The 17,808-nt window shown below is 65.1% G+C and carries 19 protein-coding genes and 1 pseudogene; 7 read left to right on the top strand and 13 right to left on the bottom strand.

The genetic code is table 11. The features are described 5' to 3' along the window. Nucleotide 1: 1 nt before the first annotated feature. From egtC to MSTE_RS01655, 4 genes are read right to left on the bottom strand one after another with little or no spacing between them, the layout of a single operon-like run. Nucleotides 2-682 carry an ergothioneine biosynthesis protein EgtC gene (egtC, locus tag MSTE_RS01670; protein ID WP_096498501.1) on the bottom strand — a complete coding sequence of 227 codons (681 nt, stop codon included), beginning with the start codon at nucleotides 680-682 and terminating at the stop codon, nucleotides 2-4. A 1-nt stretch (nucleotide 683) separates the two neighbouring features. After that, the gene (gene egtB, locus MSTE_RS01665; protein ID WP_096498500.1) at nucleotides 684-1,979 is read right to left on the bottom strand and encodes an ergothioneine biosynthesis protein EgtB; all 1,296 of its coding nucleotides are present in this window, start codon (nucleotides 1,977-1,979) and stop codon (nucleotides 684-686) included. Continuing rightward, nucleotides 1,976-3,214, bottom strand: coding sequence for an ergothioneine biosynthesis glutamate--cysteine ligase EgtA (gene egtA / locus MSTE_RS01660; protein WP_096498499.1), 1,239 nt, complete (start codon nucleotides 3,212-3,214; stop codon nucleotides 1,976-1,978). Before egtA ends, egtB begins: the two co-directional genes overlap by 4 nt. 35 nt (nucleotides 3,215-3,249) lie before the next feature. Further along, nucleotides 3,250-4,029 (bottom strand): SDR family NAD(P)-dependent oxidoreductase, encoded by a 780-nt coding sequence (locus tag MSTE_RS01655; protein WP_030095957.1) that lies wholly within the window; start codon nucleotides 4,027-4,029, stop codon nucleotides 3,250-3,252. Nucleotides 4,030-4,088: 59 nt separating this feature from the next. Between MSTE_RS01655 and MSTE_RS01650 the strand changes: the two genes are divergently transcribed. Beyond that, nucleotides 4,089-4,529 carry a nuclear transport factor 2 family protein gene (locus MSTE_RS01650; protein WP_096498498.1) on the top strand — a complete coding sequence of 147 codons (441 nt, stop codon included), beginning with the start codon at nucleotides 4,089-4,091 and terminating at the stop codon, nucleotides 4,527-4,529. Here MSTE_RS01650 and MSTE_RS01645 read toward each other — a convergent pair. Beyond that, nucleotides 4,498-5,385 carry an LLM class F420-dependent oxidoreductase gene (locus tag MSTE_RS01645; protein ID WP_096498497.1) on the bottom strand — a complete coding sequence of 296 codons (888 nt, stop codon included), beginning with the start codon at nucleotides 5,383-5,385 and terminating at the stop codon, nucleotides 4,498-4,500. The genes MSTE_RS01650 and MSTE_RS01645 overlap by 32 nt on opposite strands. 51 nt (nucleotides 5,386-5,436) lie before the next feature. Between MSTE_RS01645 and MSTE_RS01640 the strand changes: the two genes are divergently transcribed. The 4 genes from MSTE_RS01640 to MSTE_RS01625 are packed head-to-tail and all read left to right on the top strand — an operon-like array spanning nucleotide 5,437 to nucleotide 9,632. Continuing rightward, nucleotides 5,437-6,831, top strand: coding sequence for a sugar porter family MFS transporter (locus MSTE_RS01640; RefSeq protein WP_096498496.1), 1,395 nt, complete (start codon nucleotides 5,437-5,439; stop codon nucleotides 6,829-6,831). Continuing rightward, nucleotides 6,816-7,718: an N-acetylglucosamine kinase gene (locus MSTE_RS01635; RefSeq protein WP_096498495.1), complete on the top strand. Its 903-nt coding sequence runs from the start codon at nucleotides 6,816-6,818 to the stop codon at nucleotides 7,716-7,718. Before MSTE_RS01640 ends, MSTE_RS01635 begins: the two co-directional genes overlap by 16 nt. Before the next feature lie 14 nt (nucleotides 7,719-7,732). After that, nucleotides 7,733-8,746, top strand: coding sequence for an SIS domain-containing protein (locus MSTE_RS01630; protein WP_162291530.1), 1,014 nt, complete (start codon nucleotides 7,733-7,735; stop codon nucleotides 8,744-8,746). A 1-nt stretch (nucleotide 8,747) separates the two neighbouring features. Continuing rightward, on the top strand, nucleotides 8,748-9,632 hold the full coding sequence (locus MSTE_RS01625; protein ID WP_096498493.1) for an N-acetylglucosamine-6-phosphate deacetylase: 885 nt from the start codon (nucleotides 8,748-8,750) through the stop codon (nucleotides 9,630-9,632). On the opposite strand, the gene MSTE_RS01620 is transcribed toward MSTE_RS01625, so the two are convergent. The 4 genes from MSTE_RS01620 to MSTE_RS01605 are packed head-to-tail and all read right to left on the bottom strand — an operon-like array spanning nucleotide 9,617 to nucleotide 12,602. Beyond that, nucleotides 9,617-10,261 carry a sensor domain-containing protein gene (locus MSTE_RS01620; protein ID WP_096498492.1) on the bottom strand — a complete coding sequence of 215 codons (645 nt, stop codon included), beginning with the start codon at nucleotides 10,259-10,261 and terminating at the stop codon, nucleotides 9,617-9,619. The genes MSTE_RS01625 and MSTE_RS01620 overlap by 16 nt on opposite strands. A gap of 3 nt (nucleotides 10,262-10,264) precedes the next feature. Then, complete coding sequence (locus tag MSTE_RS01615; protein WP_096498491.1) at nucleotides 10,265-10,927, bottom strand: sensor domain-containing protein; 663 nt, start codon at nucleotides 10,925-10,927, stop codon at nucleotides 10,265-10,267. Between the two features lie 45 nt (nucleotides 10,928-10,972). Continuing rightward, the gene (locus MSTE_RS01610; protein ID WP_096498490.1) at nucleotides 10,973-11,899 is read right to left on the bottom strand and encodes a carbohydrate kinase family protein; all 927 of its coding nucleotides are present in this window, start codon (nucleotides 11,897-11,899) and stop codon (nucleotides 10,973-10,975) included. 49 nt (nucleotides 11,900-11,948) lie between these two features. Further along, nucleotides 11,949-12,602, bottom strand: coding sequence for a sensor domain-containing protein (locus tag MSTE_RS01605; RefSeq protein ID WP_162291529.1), 654 nt, complete (start codon nucleotides 12,600-12,602; stop codon nucleotides 11,949-11,951). Nucleotides 12,603-12,724: 122 nt separating this feature from the next. Between MSTE_RS01605 and MSTE_RS01600 the strand changes: the two genes are divergently transcribed. Then, nucleotides 12,725-13,339, top strand: coding sequence for a methyltransferase family protein (locus MSTE_RS01600; protein ID WP_096498489.1), 615 nt, complete (start codon nucleotides 12,725-12,727; stop codon nucleotides 13,337-13,339). On the opposite strand, the gene MSTE_RS01595 is transcribed toward MSTE_RS01600, so the two are convergent. Then, nucleotides 13,323-14,648: an ammonium transporter gene (locus tag MSTE_RS01595; protein WP_096498488.1), complete on the bottom strand. Its 1,326-nt coding sequence runs from the start codon at nucleotides 14,646-14,648 to the stop codon at nucleotides 13,323-13,325. The genes MSTE_RS01600 and MSTE_RS01595 overlap by 17 nt on opposite strands. 182 nt (nucleotides 14,649-14,830) lie before the next feature. On the opposite strand from MSTE_RS01595, the gene MSTE_RS01590 reads away from it, so the two are divergent. Beyond that, on the top strand, nucleotides 14,831-15,964 hold the full coding sequence (locus MSTE_RS01590) for a nitronate monooxygenase (protein WP_096498487.1): 1,134 nt from the start codon (nucleotides 14,831-14,833) through the stop codon (nucleotides 15,962-15,964). 102 nt (nucleotides 15,965-16,066) lie between these two features. Here the strand turns inward: MSTE_RS01590 and MSTE_RS01585 are convergent, their stop codons facing one another. The 3 genes and pseudogenes from MSTE_RS01585 to MSTE_RS01575 form a co-directional block, all read right to left on the bottom strand. Continuing rightward, entirely contained in the window at nucleotides 16,067-16,714 is a 648-nt protein-coding gene (locus MSTE_RS01585; protein WP_231896968.1) for a sensor domain-containing protein, read from the bottom strand. Continuing rightward, a complete protein-coding gene (locus tag MSTE_RS01580) occupies nucleotides 16,711-17,325 on the bottom strand; it encodes a sensor domain-containing protein (protein WP_096498486.1) in 615 nt (204 codons plus the stop codon). Before MSTE_RS01580 ends, MSTE_RS01585 begins: the two co-directional genes overlap by 4 nt. Beyond that, nucleotides 17,325-17,772 (bottom strand): annotated as a pseudogene (locus MSTE_RS01575) (organic hydroperoxide resistance protein). Before MSTE_RS01575 ends, MSTE_RS01580 begins: the two are co-directional and overlap by 1 nt. Nucleotides 17,773-17,808: the final 36 nt, after the last annotated feature.

The following is a 17,808-nucleotide window of genomic DNA, read 5'->3' as shown; positions in this document are numbered from 1 at the left end:
GTCATAGTGGCGCCACCTCTACCTTCCCATCGCGTACCCGCACCAATCGCCGGTCCGGGATGTCGACCCAGGACGGGTCGTCGTCGTACGGTTCGCTCGCCACCACCACACCGTCGGCGGCCTCCAGAATCGACAGGGTGTCGCCCCAGGTCGTGGCGATCAACTCATTTCCGTTGGCCACCAGAATATTCAGTCGCGCTGACGGATCCGCGGCGCCGACCCGCCGAACCGTCTCCCCCACGTTCTCCGGGCCCGATGCAAAGATCCGCGCCGCCAACACCGCGCTATCGACTACCGACTCCGCACCCGAGACCTGGCCCACCGCGCCGCGATCGACAATCCCGTTGTGCGACAAAAGCCAGGTTCCATCCGTGAACGGGGCGGCCGCGGACTCGTCGATGGGCATTCCGACGCTGGCAGACCGAACCGCAGCCACCACGCATCCGCTGCGCAACACCGGCGCCACCGAGGCGAAGGAAGCGTCACCCCAGAGCGGCCGCGCACTGCGCCATCTACGAGGTGCGCCGTCGACGAAGAATCCGGCACCCCACCCGTCGGCATTCACCAGACCGTGTTTTTGGCGTCGTGGTGAATAGGACTGCGCCACAAGACCATGTGACGGTTCCAGCATCAACGAAGCCAGGCTCCGTGGCTCTCCCAACCAGCCCAGATGACGGCACATGCTAAATGTCCCAAGCCAGACGAAGGCCGCTGAAGATCTGTCGGCGGATCGGGTGATCCCAGTTACGAAAGCTGGGTCGCATGATCGACGGGGACACCGCCCACGAGCCCCCGCGCAGCACGCGATAGTCGCCGGCCCCGGAACCTTCGAAGAACGGCTCGCTGTACTGCTGGTAGATCATCGGGGTGAAACCGGGCCAGGGCCGCAGTGGTGATGTGGTCCACTCCCACACATCTCCGAGCATCTGTTCGGCACCGTATGCCGACGCCGACTCCGGATAGGCCCCGACCGGGGCCGGCCCCAGGGCGCCTCCGCCGAGGTTGGCCCGATCACGGCTCGGAGCGTCCTCGCCCCACGGGAAGCGCCGTCGCACAGAACCTTCCGGATCCCAGACACAGGCCTTCTCCCATTCGGCTTCGGTGGGCAATCGCGCGCCCGCCCAGGCGGCGTAGGCCTGTGCCTCGTGAAAGGTGACGTGTTGCACCGGCTCATCGGGCACTATCGGCAACTCACGTCCGAACCGCGTCAGCGTTCCGCCAGGGTTCCAAAACTTCGGCGCCGTCAGATCTTCCATACACCGGTGTGCCCACCCGGCCTCGGTCCAGAACTCCTCGCGCCGATATCCGCCGTCGGCGATGAATGCCGACCACTCGGCGTTGGTCACCGGAACCTTGCCGATCCGGAAACTCGGGACATCCACCACATGCGCGGGACGCTCATTGTCCAGCGAGAACGGCTCGTCGATCGCGTCGACGCCGAGTACGAACGGCCCCGCGGGCACCAACACCGAGGTTCCCGCCACTCCCGGGCGCCCCGGCGGCAACGGGTCCACGCGTTCCAGCAGGGCAGCCCCACGACGAATCGATAAGGCCTGCAACATGGTTTCGTCGTGCTGATGTTCATGGCTGAGCACCATGGCGTAGGTGAATTCGTCCGAACGTGCCGAACCGTCGGAGGGCAGTGCCTCCAGCCGATCGAGAACCCGGCCTCGCACCTCGCGGCAGAACGAACGTGCCTGTGCCGGGGAGAGCAGCGGCAGCTGCACCCGGCTGGCCCGGGTGTGACGGAAGGCGTCATAGAGGGACTCGATGTCGCCGGGCAGCATCCCCGGTTTACGCGGGTCCCCGTCGCGCAGCAGCCACAGCTCTTCTTGCTGCCCGATATGCGCCAGGTCCCACACCAATGGACTCATCAGGGGGTCATACTGACGATGCAGCTCGGCATCATCATGATCGGTGATGGTCAGCGTCCGCAGCCGCGCGGCCTCAAGATCGCGCGCCAACTTTTCCCGGATCATTGAGTGGCTCCCGAGAATGCCTGCTCCACACCGTATTCCGCAACATTGTCCATGAAATCATCTGCCGGACATCGGCCTTCCTCGACACGCTCCAGCAGGAAGGCCATGTCCGCGGCCAGCTCAGACGGTGCCACCGCGTACGCCGCCGCCACCAGCCGACGCCCGGCCGCATGGAGGCCGGGATCAGCCAGGCCGGCTCGCGACGCCGCCTCCCAGGCGTCACCAACGGGTTCCACCGTCTCCGCGGCAATGTCGGCGACCTGCGGATGGTCGAGCGCGGCGACCACGGTGAACGCCAGCGCGGGCCACCACCAATCCGGTGCGGCATCCAGATACCGCAGCTCCAGCCAGCGGCGCGGCCGCACCGGAGGGAACAGCGTGGTCAGGTGATAGTCGAGGTCTTCGGTGGTGGGAGCGCGCCCGGCAAGCCGCACGGTCCCGTCAGCCCAGGATTGGAACGGCACATGGGTGACAACCGCATCGGCGCCGTCCTTGTTTCGCACCAGCATGACGGGTGCTCGCAGCGCATATCTGACCCAGGATTCGGTCGGGTCGGTGCCGATCTCGACCGGGGCGCAGCGTCGTGGGTCCAGGTTGTCCCAGATCCACTGTCGGGTGTTTCGCCGTCCCGTGCGGCGACCGGCCAGCATCGGCGAGGACGCCGAGAGTGCCGCCATCGTCGGACCCATCCGTTGCGCCAGCACAAATCTGTCCCGCCACTGCCGCGGCGTACCGGACTGCAGATTGACCTGCAATGACGCGGTACAGGTCATCATCTGCAGCGCGGCCTCGCCGAAACCAGCAGCACCGAAATGGCCCGCCATCGCGGCGTACCGCGCTGCGGGATTGACGCGTTCGGGTGTGCGCAGCGGGTCGGTGCCCAAGCTGGCCAGCGCGACTCCGGCGCCGCGGTATGTCGAGGCCAGGATCGAGTGATCGGCGCGCATCGACGAGATCGCCGACCAGATATCGGCGTGCGGGGGTCCGGAAAGTTCGACGGCGCCGCCTGGTTCGAAGGTGATCGCGCTGCGACCGGGCAGATCGCGAACGGTCTCCGCGATGTCATGCAGACGATTCCAGCTGACCCTGCGGTGCGGAGCCGTCAGCTCGACGGTATGAGATTCCAGCTCCAGCCCGACCGTGCCGATATGTGCGTCGGCGAAAGACTGCCGAGCGATGTGCTCGGCAGCCTCGTCCGCGTTCGACAGTGTCTCCACTGTCGAAGTGGTGGCCATCTCTCCAATGTTCCATAGGCCACCGACAAGTACCGCTACTTCGGCTGGAGGCGGGCTCCACCGTCGATGCGAATCGTCTCGGCGTTCATGTAGCTGTTGGTGACGAGCTCCAGGGCCAGCGAGGCGAATTCCTCGGGGTTACCCAGGCGCTGCGGGTAGAGCACGTTCGGTGCCAGGCGGTCCTTGAACTGTTGCGCGGAGTCGCCCTCACCGTAGATCGGGGTGTCGATGAGGCCCGGCGCGATGGTGTTGACACGGATGCCGACGACCGACAGATCGCGCGCGATCGGCAGCGTCATGCCGACGATTCCGCCCTTGGACGCCGAGTAGGCCGCCTGGCCGATCTGGCCGTCGAACGCCGCGACGGAGGCGGTGTTGACGATGGCGCCGCGCTCACCGAACTCGTCGACCGGCTCTTCCTGGCTGATCGCGGTGGCCGCGAGACGGATCAGGTTGAACGAGCCGATCAGGTTGATGCCGATGACCTTGGAGAAGATGTCCAGCGAGTGTGCCGAGGCGTACTGACCGTCCTTGCCAATGGTGCGGCCGGGCCAGCCAACGCCCGCGCAGTTGATGAGGACGCGTACCGGGCCCAGCTCCTTGGCGGCGTCGACGGCGGCGATACCGTCGGCCTCGCTGGTGACGTCGGTGTGCACGAAGGCGCCACCGAGTTCCTTGGCCAGAGCCTCACCCTTTTCGTCCTGGACGTCGGCGATGACGACCTTGGCGCCCTGCTCAGCGAGCAGGCGAGCAGTTGCGGCACCCAGACCCGAGGCGCCACCCGTGACGATTGCAGACACACCATTGATATCCATGAGCCGCACCCTAACCGATCAGTTGGTTGGGAGATCGAGGCCCCATAGTCTTTGTATCCGTGACCGATGACCGACTCGCCATCCAGGATCTCGTCGCCCGGTATGCCAGCGCCGCAGACCGTCGCGACGTCGACGCGCTCGTCGCGCTGTTCTCGGTTGACGCCGAACTGATCCGGCCCCCCGCCCTGCTGCGCACGGGCGATTCGGCGGCGCTGCAGGGCCGCGAGGCGATCGCGGATTCGATTGTCGCGGCACTCACGCCACTGCATGCGACGTATCACCTCATCGGTCAGCAGACGGCGACTGTCCACGGCGACACCGCGACGGGCGAGGTCTATTGCATGGCCCACCACATCTACCTGCGCGGCGACCAGCATCACGACAACGTGATGGCCGTCTGCTACCTCGACACCTACGAGCGCGGAGCTGCCGGTTGGCTCTTCACCCGCCGCGAGCCGGTCGTGGTGTTCAGCGAGGACCGACCAGTTCGAGTCGGGTAGCGCACGCGGCCATCTCGTCGAGCACCGCGTCCAGCGTCGTGGCGCGCCGCGAGGCTGACAGCAGCATTCGTCCCGCACCGCTCTGGTGCGCCTGATCCAGCGCCTCCCGGTCCACGCGATGCAAACCATGGCCCAGCACAAGGTCGATGTTCGCGGGATCTCGACCCGCATCGCTCGCCGCCGCCCGCATGACATTGAGCGCGGCCGACAGATCCTCACCGACCAGCCCCAACGGTTGAAAGCCATCGCCCAGCCGCCCCGCGCGTCGCGCCGCCGCCTTGCTGTGCCCACCGATGTACAGCGGAACACCTTGTGGCCGTGACGGCTTGGGGTAGGAGTAGGCGTTGTGGAATCGGTAAAAATCACCGTCGTAGGCAGCGGGCCCATCGGTTGACCACAGTGTGCGCATCACCGCCACGGCTTCATCGGTAGCCGCGCCGCGATGGTCGAAATCGCCCCCGCACGCCTCGATCTCCTCACGCATCCATCCGACTCCCAGACAGACCCGCAGCCGCCCTCCGCTCAATCGGTCCAGGGTGGCCAGACGTTTGGCCAGCACGACGGGGTGGTGGTCGGGTAACACCAGCACCCCGGTGGACAGCCCGAGTGTCGTGGTGGCGCCGGCGACAAACGACAGCAGTTCCAGCGGGTCGGGAATGTCGACATCATCGGGCAGGTGCGACTGACCGGTCGGCGAGTAGGGGTAGGTGCTCTGCGTGTCTCCGATGACGACCGCGTGCTCCACCACGGAGATCTCGTTGAATCCCAGCCGCTCTGCGGCACGCGCGAATTCGAGGATCTTGTCGGGTTCCGCGGTCATCCCGAGCTCTACCGGAGCAACAACACCGATCTTCACGCCACCTCCAATAACCCGTGCCCGCCGCATCCTCAGTGTCTAATACGTGGGATGAGCCTGATCACCGACCTCCGCTCGACGTCGCGTCTGGGTCTGATGGTGGCCGTGACGGCCGCAGCGGTGGGTGTCATCTACGGATACGACTCCTCCAACATTGCAGGTGCGTTGCTGTTCCTCACCGACGACCTACATCTGTCCACCAACGACCAGCAGGTGGCCGCCACCGCGGTGGTGATCGGCGAGATCGTGGGCGCACTCATCGGTGGCCCACTGTCCAACAAGATCGGCCGGAAACGATCAATGGTCCTGGTGGCGGCGACGTTTGGAATCTTCTCGCTACTCTCCGCGCTGGCCGTCGACCTGAATACCCTGGTCGCCGCGCGATTCTTGCTCGGGCTCACTGTGGGTGTGTCGGTGGTGGTGGTTCCCGTGTTCGTCGCCGAGTCCTCCCCCACCAAGATCCGGGGCTCGATGCTGGTGCTCTACCAACTGGCCTGCGTAACAGGGATCATCGCCGGGTACCTCATCGCCTGGGCGTTGTCCTCAACGGGCAGCTGGCGGCTGATGCTGGGCCTGGCGGCCATCCCCGCCGTGCTGGTACTGATCGCCCTACGCAAGCTCCCCGATACGGCTCGCTGGTACATGATGCGCGGCGACCGTGCACGCGCGCGCGAGATCCTCACCACGGTGGATCCCGATATCGACGTCGAGCACGAGCTCGATGAGATCGCCGACGCCCTGCGGTCCGAGGGCGGCGGTTCGGTGCTGGCGCGACTCAAAGAGATGGTGACTCCGCCCTACAACAGAGCAACCTTTTTCGTTGTCGGTCTTGGATTCTTTATTCAGATCACCGGCATCAACGCTGTCGTCTACTACGGGCCTCGCATCTTCGAGGCGATGGGCATGTCGGGATACTTCGCCAAGCTCGGTCTTCCCGCGCTTGTTCAGGTGGCAGCACTCCTGGCGGTATTCGTGTCCATGTCGACCATCGACCGGATGGGCCGCCGTCCCATTCTCATGATCGGCATCACCATCATGATCATCGCCGACGCCCTGCTGGTGACCGTATTCGCAATCGGTGGATCGTCATTCGGCGGCGTGTTGACGGTTCTCGGCTTCCTGGGAATCGTGCTCATCGCGGTGGGTTTCACCTTCGGATTCGGCTCGCTGGTGTGGGTGTACGCGGGCGAGAGTTTCCCGGCACGGCTGCGCTCTTACGGGGCCAGCGCCATGCTGACGTCAGACCTGGTGGCCAATGCCGTTGTGTCCATGTACTTCCTGACGTTGTTGACCGCACTCGGCGGCACCGTTGCGTTCGGTGTCTTCGGAGCGCTGGCGTTGGCCGCCCTCGTGTTCGTCTATCTGTTGGCACCGGAAACCAAGGGCCGCAACCTTGAGGAGATCCGGCATTTCTGGGAAAGCGGAGGCAAGTGGCCCGAGGTGTAGTAGTTGGGATAGACATCGGCGGATCCAAGACCCGCGCGCTGGCCGTAGCGGATGGCAAGGTGATCGGCGAGGCGCTGGCCGGTAGCGCGAACTTGCAGTCGGTGACGGAGGAGCAGGCGAAAACCGTTTTCTCCGACATCTTCTCCGAGCTGAACCTGGACGATGTCTCCCGCGTCAGTGCCGGGTCAGCCGGGGTGGATACCCCCGAAGGTGCGCGGGCCCTGGTTCGGCTGCTGCAACCGTATGCACCTCACGCCGACATCACCGCAGTGCACGACACGCAGCTCATCCTGGCGGCGGGCGGGCTGACAGCCGGCATCGCGGTGATATCCGGTACCGGATCGGTAGCGTGGGGAAAGCGGGCCGATGGCATCACCGCGCGAGTCGGCGGTTGGGGGTACCTGCTGGGTGACGACGGCAGCGGCTACGGCGTGTCGAGATCGGCTGTGCGGCACGCGCTCTCTTTATCCGATCGGGGCGATCCGCCCGATGCGCTCTCGCAGCGGTTTACCGCCGAGTGCGGTGTCACCGAGCCTGCACAGCTGCTGGATCATTTCTATGCACACCCCGAACGCCGGTACTGGGCCAAGATGGCAGGACTTGTCTTCGACCTCGCCTCGGCAGGTGATGAGCCCGCGCAGGTGATCACTAGGCAAACAGCCATCGACTTGGCTGCCCTGATCGAGGGTGTCTGCCTACGATTGGGCCCCGGACTGCCCGTGGTACTCGGTGGGGGCCTACTGGTCAACCAACCGGGCCTCGTCGCCGATATCATCGAACGTACGCGTAACACCGGAGTTTCGGATATCGCTGTGCTGCAACGTGAACCGGTGTTTGGAGCATTGGCCCTGGCCGGGGTCGATGTCGACGGATTGGAGAAGGCATGACCGCGGGGACGCATATGGCTGACGAGATACGCCAACAGCCCGCTGTCTGGGGGCGGCTGCTTTCGGAAGGTCGATCGGGCATCGCGGAGGTGGCAGCCAAGATCGTCGAGTACCAGCCGCGCTTCGTGCTCTTCGTCGCGCGCGGCACCAGCGACCACGCCGCGTTGTACGGCAAGTACCTCACCGAGATCATCCTGCAGGTCCCCGCGGGGCTGGCCTCACCCTCGACCATGACAACCTACGGTGCGCGGCCAGATCTTTCGGGCGTGCTGGTAATCGGAGTCAGCCAATCGGGGGGCTCTCCCGACCTGGTGCAGACGCTATCGGTGGCGCGCCAGCAGGGAGCACTGACCATCGCCGTGACCAATGCTCCGAAGTCTGCGCTGGCTACGGCCGCCGAACATCACGTGGACGTGTTGGCAGGGCCTGAACTCGCGGTTGCGGCCACCAAGTCGTACACGGCGCAATTGCTGGCGCTGTACCTGCTGCTCACCGATGTGGCGGGCCGCGATAACACGGCGGCCGCCCTGCTCCCGGAGCGCGGCGAGGAGATCCTGCACAGCGCCGTGGTGCAGCAGCTGGCTACCCGCTACCGCTTCGCGTCACGCCTGGTCACCACCGGCCGCGGCTACTCGTACCCCACCGCACGCGAAGCCGCTCTCAAGCTGATGGAGACGAGTTATCTTTCTGCCCAGGCATTCTCGGGAGCAGACCTGCTGCACGGCCCGCTGGCCATGATCGATCCGCAGGTACCCGTGATCGCGATCGTGCCCGACGGGGTCGGCGGCCGGGCCATGAACGACGTGCTGCACCGGCTGGCCGGACGCGGAGCCGATGTGTGCTGCGTGGGATCGGCGGACGCGGTGGCCGCCACCGGGCTGGGCGTCACCCTGGAGCCGACGCTCGAGGAGCTTTCGCCCATGTTGGCCATCATTCCGCTGCAGCTGCTTGCCCTGCAGTTGGCGATCGGCCGCGGAGAAGACCCCGATGTACCGCGAGGTCTATCCAAGGTGACCGAAACGCTCTGACATGACAGTGCCCGGATTTTTCGATATGCACGTGCACGGCGGTGGCGGCGCATCATTTGGAGACGATCCGGAGGCCAATCGTATTGCCACAGAGTGGCACCGATCCCACGGCACCGACGGTATGCTGGCCAGCCTGGTGACCCTGGCGCCCGATGACCTGCTCAACGCGGTGCGTGTGCTCGCCGGCACGGCGAGCACCGGGGGTATCGCCGGGATACACCTGGAAGGCCCCTGGCTGTCGCCGCGATATGCCGGAGCGCACGATCCGCGGCTGCTGCGCGAACCGGATCTCGCCGAGCTGGAGCGGCTACTGGACGCGGGCGCCGGGCATATTCGGATGGTCACCATTGCGCCCGAGCTTCCCGGCGCAATCCTGGCCATCGAGTTGCTTGTCGCGCGCGGCGTAGTGGCGGCAGTGGGACATACCGATGCCACGTATGAGCAGACCTTGCAGGCTATTTCGTCCGGTGCTACCGTCGCCACTCATCTGTTCAACGCCATGCGGCCGATCCACCATCGCGAGCCCGGTCCTATTCCGGCCCTCCTGGAGAGCCCGTCGGTGACCATCGAGTTGATCGCCGATGGCGTACACATCCACCCCGCGATCTACCGAATGGTGCTGGCCGCGGTGGGACCAGACCGAATCGCTCTTGTCACCGACGCGATGTGCGCCGCCGGAATGCCCGATGGTGCTTATCGATTGGGCCAGCTGCCGGTCACCGTCGCAGCTGGTGAAGCGCGGCTTCCCGACGGCACCATCGCGGGCAGCACCGCGAGCATGGCGGACCTGTATCGGTTCGCGGTGGCTCAGGCGGGTCCCGAGGTGGCCGCCCTGCAGACGTCCGTCAATCCTCTTCGCGCGGTCCGTGTTCAGGCCGCTTCGTAGCGGGGTCCGATAATCCTGGTGATGCGCAACAAACGTTCGTAACGCTCGGGACCGTCGGAGCATGTCCGCATATCACTCACGGTGTTACGGACTCTGACCAGCAGATGCGTGCAGGCTTTACGCACTCCGTTATCGGCGATCATCACGTACGGTCCCACGATCGCGTCATCATCACGACGAAGTGCACTGATCATGTACTTCCACTGGAAGCCGTCGCGCACTGTTTGGTTCGCGCACAGCTGCCACAAATCCATTTCGCTGGAAGCGAAGTCGCGGGCCTCATCGTCGGAGGGGAATACCGCCACGCTTTGCGAGACCTGGACGGTCCACGGAGCCGCATCTTCGAGCTGCTGGTCATGGGCGGCCATGTACGGTGCGCGGTCATAGGTGGCGATGGACGCGCGAACCACGCTGCCACAATCGGGTCTGTCGGTCGACAGATCTGGCAGCGCATTGAGCCGATTGACCGTCGGGAAGCCAACTCCCAGCACCGACGACGCCTCTTGCGGCGTCACCATCAGGTCATCGATCGCGGCGGGCGGCACGATCGAACCCGGATCCGCGTGCGCGGGCGACGCCAGAAGCATCCCCGCCATCGTCGTCACGACCGCCCATGCCGGAACTCTCATGACTTATGCCTCCCATACTCGCGGACCGACGATCTTCATCAATTCGAAGGCCCGCTCACCATCACTCTTGGAAACCGTTGAGCACGTTCGGATATCGATGGTGACGTTGCGCTCGCTGAGAAACACATGCTGACATGACGCATACGCGGAATCATTTCGTGAATAGCCGACCGCGAGCAGGTTGTCGACCTGCGTGACATCCCGAATATCCACCGTCGCCACCAGAGTGGTGCCGTCGATGGCCAGCTCGGAGACGTTGATGGTCTGATGCTCACATGCCCGCCAGCGATCGGCCTCGCTGTGCGCGAAATCGCGGGCCTCCGCATCGGTGCCGAAGACCGCCACACTTTGATCGACCAGGGTGAACCAGCCGGTGTGATCCCAGAGTGCCTGGGAGTGCGCAGCCACATAAGGGGACCGGTCATAGCTCGACACCGAAGCCAACACCACACTTCCGCAGTCCGGGCGATCGGTATCCAATGCGAAGGTGGCACTTTGCCGCTGGACATTGGGCAGAGCCACGCCCATCACCCGTTCGGCCTCTGGCTGAGTGATCATCAGGCGGTCGATCGCCGACGGCGGGACATTGGGCGATGGTTCGGCTGTTGCGACGGCCGGGTGCAGGGCGCCCAGTGCGACCACCAATGCCCCCACCGCTGATCGCATGCGTACACCCCCTGGCCTCGGCCCCCGATTCTTGTGTATTGAACTCTAGGACCCGATGCGGCGCAGCTCCTTGGCGAGCTCAGTCGAATCGGGCGGCTGTGCTCCGGGACGGGTACAGGTGATCGCCGCCGCCACCGCCGCACGGTGCAGGGCCTCGGGCAGCTCGAGCCGCCGCCGATAGAACCCGTCAAGGAAGGCGCCGGTGTACGTGTCACCGGCACCGACGGTGTCCACAACGCTGACCTGGTGGGCGGGGGTGGGCAGTGGCGACGATTCGCCCCGCCGGAAGGCCAGCGAGCCCGCCGCACCGCAGGTGATCAACGCGATCTCGATCTGGGGGTAGTCCTCGAACCAGCGGCCCACCACACCCGCAATCGATACGCCCGGGTACAGGAACTGGAGGTCTTCGGTGCTGGCCCGCGTCACCTGCGCGAGAGCCAGCCACGGGGTGATGCGCTCGATATACGTCTGGCGGTCACCCAGGAGCGTTGGGCGCACATTCACATCGAAAACGACCGGGGTGTCCGAATAGTGCTCGACAATCCAGGCCCGTAGCGCCTCGCGCCCCGGCCAGAGGACGCTGGCGATCGAGCCTGCCCACACCGCCGTCGGGGCGAGCGCCGGAACGGGAAGCGATGGCTGAGCAACATCATTGGTGGTTCCCTGCCAATAGAACCGGTACTGAGCGACACCCAGCTCGTCGACTTCCGCGATGGCCAATGTCGTAGGGACGTCCTGGCGCATCACCAACGACTCGTCGACACCCGCCGTGGTCAGGTTTTCGATGCACCGGCGCCCGAGGGCGTCATGCGACACGTGCGTGAGAAGAGCGGTTCGGGTGCCGAGTCTGGCGGCGGTGATCGCGGTGTTGTACGGCCCGCCGCCCGGTACCGCGCGCCACAACCCGTCGGCCGCGGGTACCACGTCAACCAGCGTCTCGCCGCAGACGATGAGACCATCTCTGTCGGGCACGCATCGAGGCTACCCGAGAGAGGTTTTGTCACAGCATCTTTGAGCGCCCTTACGCCTGCGCCACCCGAGGCAGCAGGGCCTGAATGAGGTCGAGGGCACGATTCCCGTCTCGCTGACCACAGGCCCGCACATCGATGGCCACGTTCCGTAACGGCGCGAGCGCATGCTGGCAGTACATCGCTCCACCGAAATCCGTCGGCCACGTGTACCCGACTACCAGAACCTCCTGAACCTGGACGATCTTGCGAAGCTGCACCCATTCACGACGCGTGCTTCCGTCAGGTTGCGGCAGAAGCGAAGTGACCCGCTGGTTCTCGCAGGCCCGCCAGCGATCAGCCTCACCAAGCGCGAAGTTCGTCGCATCCGACCATTCGGGAAAGATCACCATGCTCTGGTCCACCAACCGCGTCCAGTTCGGCCCGTCCGTCAACGACCGGTACCGCCCAGACAAGTAATTGGAGGATTCATAGCTGGCTGCCGACGCCAAAACCACACTGCCGCATTCGGGTCTGTCGGTCCGATCCGACACCAGCCCGGCCCAATCTCCGGACACAGACATGCCGGCCCCCATGACGGGACTCACGTCCCCGGGCTCAAGCATCAGAGCGGGCAGCGCGTCCACCAGCACCGGTAGCTCGTCGGGATTCGCCGAGGCGATGCCCGATGAAGCCGTCATCGCCAGCACACAAAGGAACGACGCCACCCCCAGAACAGACCTCATAACCGCAGGAGCCTAGACGAGCAGCGGGAATGACCCCGTGGGTTATTGACACTCATCTCAAAATATTGTTCTATGCGAATGTATGCATTAATGGAGGGAAGTTCATGGCCGTGGCGGCGCTCGTCGTGTATCTGGTCTTCATCGCTGCCGGGCTGGGCTGGAAGAGCTACCGACAGTGGCGAGCCACCGGCTCCACCGGCGTCCGCGGATTCCACGGCCGCCCCGGTTCACGCGAATGGTTCGCGGGTGTGGGATTCATCGCCGCGATAATCGCCGCCCTACTCGCCCCCATCCTGCAACTGGCGGGACTCATCGCTCCCCTTCCCGCACTGGATCATCGACCTCTTCAGATCGTGGGAATCGCACTGGCGGCAACGGGAATCGTCGCCACGGTCGGTGCACAGCAGACCATGGGCGAATCCTGGCGAGTTGGCGTCGACACCCGTGAGACCACCACGTTGGTGAGCAGCGGCGTTTTCGGCTGGGTTCGTAACCCGATCTTCACGGCAATGCTGACCTTCGCGGCCGGGTCGGCCCTCATGACTCCGAACCTGTTGGCCCTCAGCGGTTTCGTGCTACTCGCCGCCTCGATCGAACTGCAGGTGCGAGTGGTCGAAGAGCCGTATCTACTCGCGATACACGGCAAGACCTACCGCGACTACGGATCCCGGGTCGGACGATTCCTACCCGGGATCGGCAGGTTCAAAGCCCCGGGTTGATGAGCCCACCACCGCGGGTGGTGGCAAGCTCGTAGGCCGACTCCGCATGCTCGGCATCGTCGAGACCATCGGACTCGTGCTGCGGATGCGACCGAATGCCCATGGAATGGCGCAGACCCAGCCCGATGACGCCGGTGACCGCAACCGAGTAGGCGAGCACCGCCGCCACCCCCACCAGCTGCAACCAGAACTGATGCAACCCGCCGCCGTACAGCAGTCCGTTGATACCGGCCGGGGCCGCGGCACTGCCGACAACACCGATCATCAACGTACCGACCACGCCACCCACCAGGTGCACACCCACCACGTCGAGCGAATCGTCATATCCCAGGCGGTATTTCAGTTCGATAGCAAGAGAGCTCACCGCGCCGGCCACCGCTCCGATCGCCAGCGCGCCGATAGGCGTGACCGCCGCACACGAAGGCGTGATGGCCACCAAACCCGCGACGACGCCCGAGGCCGCACCGAATGAGGTTGGCTTGCCGTGCCGGACCTTTTCGACCAGCAGCCAGGCTGCCATCGACATGGCGCCCGCACCCAGGGTGTTGGCGATGACGATCGCCGCGGTGCCATCGGCAGCCAACGCCGATCCGGCGTTGAATCCGAACCAGCCGAACCACAGCAGGCCGGCACCGAGCATGACGGCGGGCAGGTTGTGGGGCCGCATCGCTTCGCGCGGCCACCCGCGCCGCTTGCCAAGAACAACAGCCAGCGCCAGGCCGGCGGCACCCGAGTTGATCTCCACGGCGGTACCCCCCGCGAAGTCGAGGACGCCCAGGTTCGCGAGCCATCCGCTCTTGTCGGCAGTGGTGCCCTCAACCGCGAATACCCAGTGCGCCACCGGGAAGTACACCAGGGTTGCCCACAGTGCCGTAAACGCAATCCACGGCAGGAAGCGCATCCGGTCGGCGACCGCGCCCGCGATGAGCGCCACCGTCACCATGGCGAACCCCGCCTGGAACATGACGAACACCAGAGCCGGAATGTTGGTCGGGCCCCACAGCGGTACCGAGGGCGCCTTGTAGTCGCCCTCGAACAGGTGCTGCAATCCGGCGAACTGGAACGGATCGCCCAGTAGTCCGCCACCAACGTCGGTACCGAATGCCATCGAGTACCCGAAGGCCACCCAGAGCACCCACACCACGGCAACGGCCGAGAAGCACATCATCATCATGTTGAGGACGCTCTTGGCGCGCACCATGCCGCCATAGAAGAAGGCCAGTGCCGGGGTCATCAAAAGCACCAGCGCGGCGCTCGTCAGAACCCAGGCGGTATTGGCCGCGTCCGGCACTCCCATATGCGGAAACATGCGCTGGCTACTCCCGGCTCGTGCGATTAGGTCAGCGTGAGTGTAGGGAAGCCGCCGGACGGGCGTGCAGGACCTGTTCTAAACTAGAACACGTTCCAGTTTTTAGACCCTCCTACCAGTCCTCTGCCGGGACCCCTTCCCGCCATCCGCCTGCCCCTCTTCCCATCACCCAAGGAGAAGTCATGCACACCCCGATCTGCGACGAACTCGGCATCGAGTTCCCGATTTTCGCCTTCACCCACTGCCGGGACGTCGTCGTCGCGGTGAGCAAAGCCGGTGGCTTCGGCGTGCTGGGCGCCGTCGGATTCACCCCCGAACAGCTCGAAATCGAGCTGAACTGGATCGACGAGCACATCGGTGACCATCCCTATGGCGTCGACATCGTCATCCCCAACAAGTACGAGGGCATGGACGCGAACATGTCGGCCGAAGAGCTCACCAAGATGCTCCAGTCGATGGTTCCGCAGGAGCACCTGGATTTCGGCCGCAAGCTGCTGGCCGACCACGGAGTACCCGTCGAAGAGGGCAACGACAACGCCCTGCAACTGCTGGGCTGGACCGAAGCCACCGCGACCCCCCAGGTGGAGATCGCGCTGCGCCATCCCAAGATGACGCTCATCGCCAACGCGCTCGGCACGCCTCCGCCCGACATGATCAAGCACATCCACGACGCCGGCCGTAAGGTCGCGGCGCTGTGCGGTTCTCCCAAGCAGGCCCGCAAGCACGCCGACGCCGGGGTGGACATCGTCATCGCCCAGGGCGGCGAGGGCGGCGGCCACTGCGGTGAGGTCGGCTCGATCGTGCTGTGGCCGCAGGTGGTCAAGGAGATCGCACCGGTGCCCGTACTGGCCGCCGGAGGTATCGGCAGCGGCTACCAGATCGCCGCAGCGCTGGCCATGGGTGCGCAGGGCGCGTGGAGCGGCTCGCAGTGGCTCATGGTCGAGGAGGCCGAGAACACTGCGGTGCAACAGGACACCTACGTCAAGGCCACCAGCCGCGACACCGTGCGCAGCCGGTCCTTCACGGGCAAGCCGTGCCGGATGCTCAAGAACGATTGGACCGAGGCCTGGCAGACCGAGAGCAATCCCGAACCGCTGGGAATGCCCTTGCAGTACATGGTTTCCGGGATGGCGGTGGCCGCCACGCACAAGTTCCCGGATCAGACCATCGACGTCGCCTTCAACCCGATCGGCCAGGTCGTCGGCCAGTTCACCAAGGTGGAGAAGTCGGCCGCGGTCATCGAGCGTTGGGTCCAGGAGTACCTGGAGGCCACCAACACGCTCAACGAACTCAACGAGGCCGCCGCGTCGGTGTAAAGGCTCGGGTCGAGTGTGCGGATCCGGTCGATTTTCATCGAGATTTCGACCGGATCTGCACACTCGGCGAATCAACGGGCCTGCGCGGCGACAGCGAATCCTTTACTGGCCCAGGCCGTTTTGCATCGTGTTGGCCAGCACGTTCACCGCAAGGCTGCCGTTCCCCGGCTGGCAGACCTTGGCCTGAAGCAGCACATTCTCGCGCCTACGGGTCTGGTTGAAGCAGCGGCGGTCGACACCGGCCTCCTCCTTCATCCACGCGGCATCGGCGGCACCGGCCGCTGGTCCGGAGAATGTCCACACCTCGCGTCGGCCGTCGTTCAGGAGCAAGGTGGCCGTCTGGCCGGAACATCCTTGGGTGCGGTCCACCACCCGATGGAATGCGCGGTCAGCGGCATCGTTGTTGGCGAACACCCCGATCGACTGCTTGACCAAATGCGTTGCATCCGTGGCCGAGTCCTGCGTCGTCGCACCCCGGAACGAGGCTAGATCCGGATCGGCGTACACCTCGTCGAGCCCAATGTCCGACCAGTTGTTGCATTCGGGGACATCCACCGAGAACGCCTGGAAGGGCTGGGTGAACTCGCTATGCGACCCCAGCTGCGCCCCCAGGACATTGCTCACCGATCCACGCGCGAGTACCGCGTAGTTGACGACGCCAGGATCGGAAGGACGGGCACCCGCCACGGGGGCCAGCGCGAGCGCGACCACCGTCGCAGTAGTCACGGCCGAGGCGATCTTGATGGTCATGCTCGTCCCTCCATGGCATCGGCGAGGGCCGTGGCGATCCTCTCGCCATTCTTCGGCACACACGCCTTCACCTGCAATAACACCTCGCGCTTCGCACGCATCTGCACGTAGCAGGTAGCCCCGGTGGCGCTGGCCATCGACCAGCTGGCCGAGGTGTCTCCCGACTTGCCCTTGGTGATGGTCCACGTTTCCCGCGCACCCTGGCCATCGGTCACGTCCAGAGGTACGCCATAGCAGTTGTCCATGAACAGCAGCGCGACAACCGGATCCACCGCGGCAATCGGGCGCTGAAAGACCCCCACCGCCTGCTTCACGGAATACGCTGCGTCCGAATCTGATTTCTGAGACGTCTGCCCGCGATACTCGGCCAATTCGCCATTACCGTTGAACACCTCGTCTAGCCCCACATCGACGAAGCTCAGACAACTCGGTTCGCTCACCTGATAGCCGGCCGTCGGAGATTCGACAGTCCGGGTGACGGGAAGCTCGGTGCCGACGATCGAGTTCACCACCTTCGGCTTGAGCACAATTGCGTCGGGGCCTGCCGCCTGGGCCGCCGGCGCGAACACCAGGGCCAACGCCGATACCCCCGCGACGACGAACCCACGCATCAGACTCGCGCCTTGACCGTCACCTCGATGTTGCCACGGGTCGCGTTGGAGTACGGGCACACCTCGTGCGCCTGCTCCAACAGATCATCGGCGACCTCCTGGGACAACCCGGGCAGGTACCCGTCCAGCTCGGCCGACAGATCGAATCCGCCCTCCGGCGTCTTGGAGATTCCCACTTTCGCGGTGATCGATGTCGCCGGGTCGAGCTGCACCTTCGCGATACGCGCCACCAGATTGAGTGCGCTCAAGAAACACGCCGAGTACCCGGCCGCGAACAACTGCTCAGGATTGGTGCCTTCGCCGTTGCCGCCCATTGCTTTTGGAATTCGGGCGTCTAGATCTATCCGGCCATCCGACGAGCGCACATGCCCGTCACGGCCCCCCCCCCCCCCCCCCCCCCCCCCCGGTCGACGTGGCTTCTGCGGTGTAGACGGCCTCATTGGACATACGACGAGCATACGGATGGCGCCGGCCCCCTTGACG

Origin of the sequence: [Mycobacterium] stephanolepidis, assembly GCF_002356335.1 — a bacterium.
GTDB classification, from domain to species: Bacteria; Actinomycetota; Actinomycetes; order Mycobacteriales; family Mycobacteriaceae; genus Mycobacterium; species Mycobacterium stephanolepidis.
Note: the sequence above shows the minus strand (reverse complement) of the source record. Positions and strands in the feature narration are given on the sequence as shown.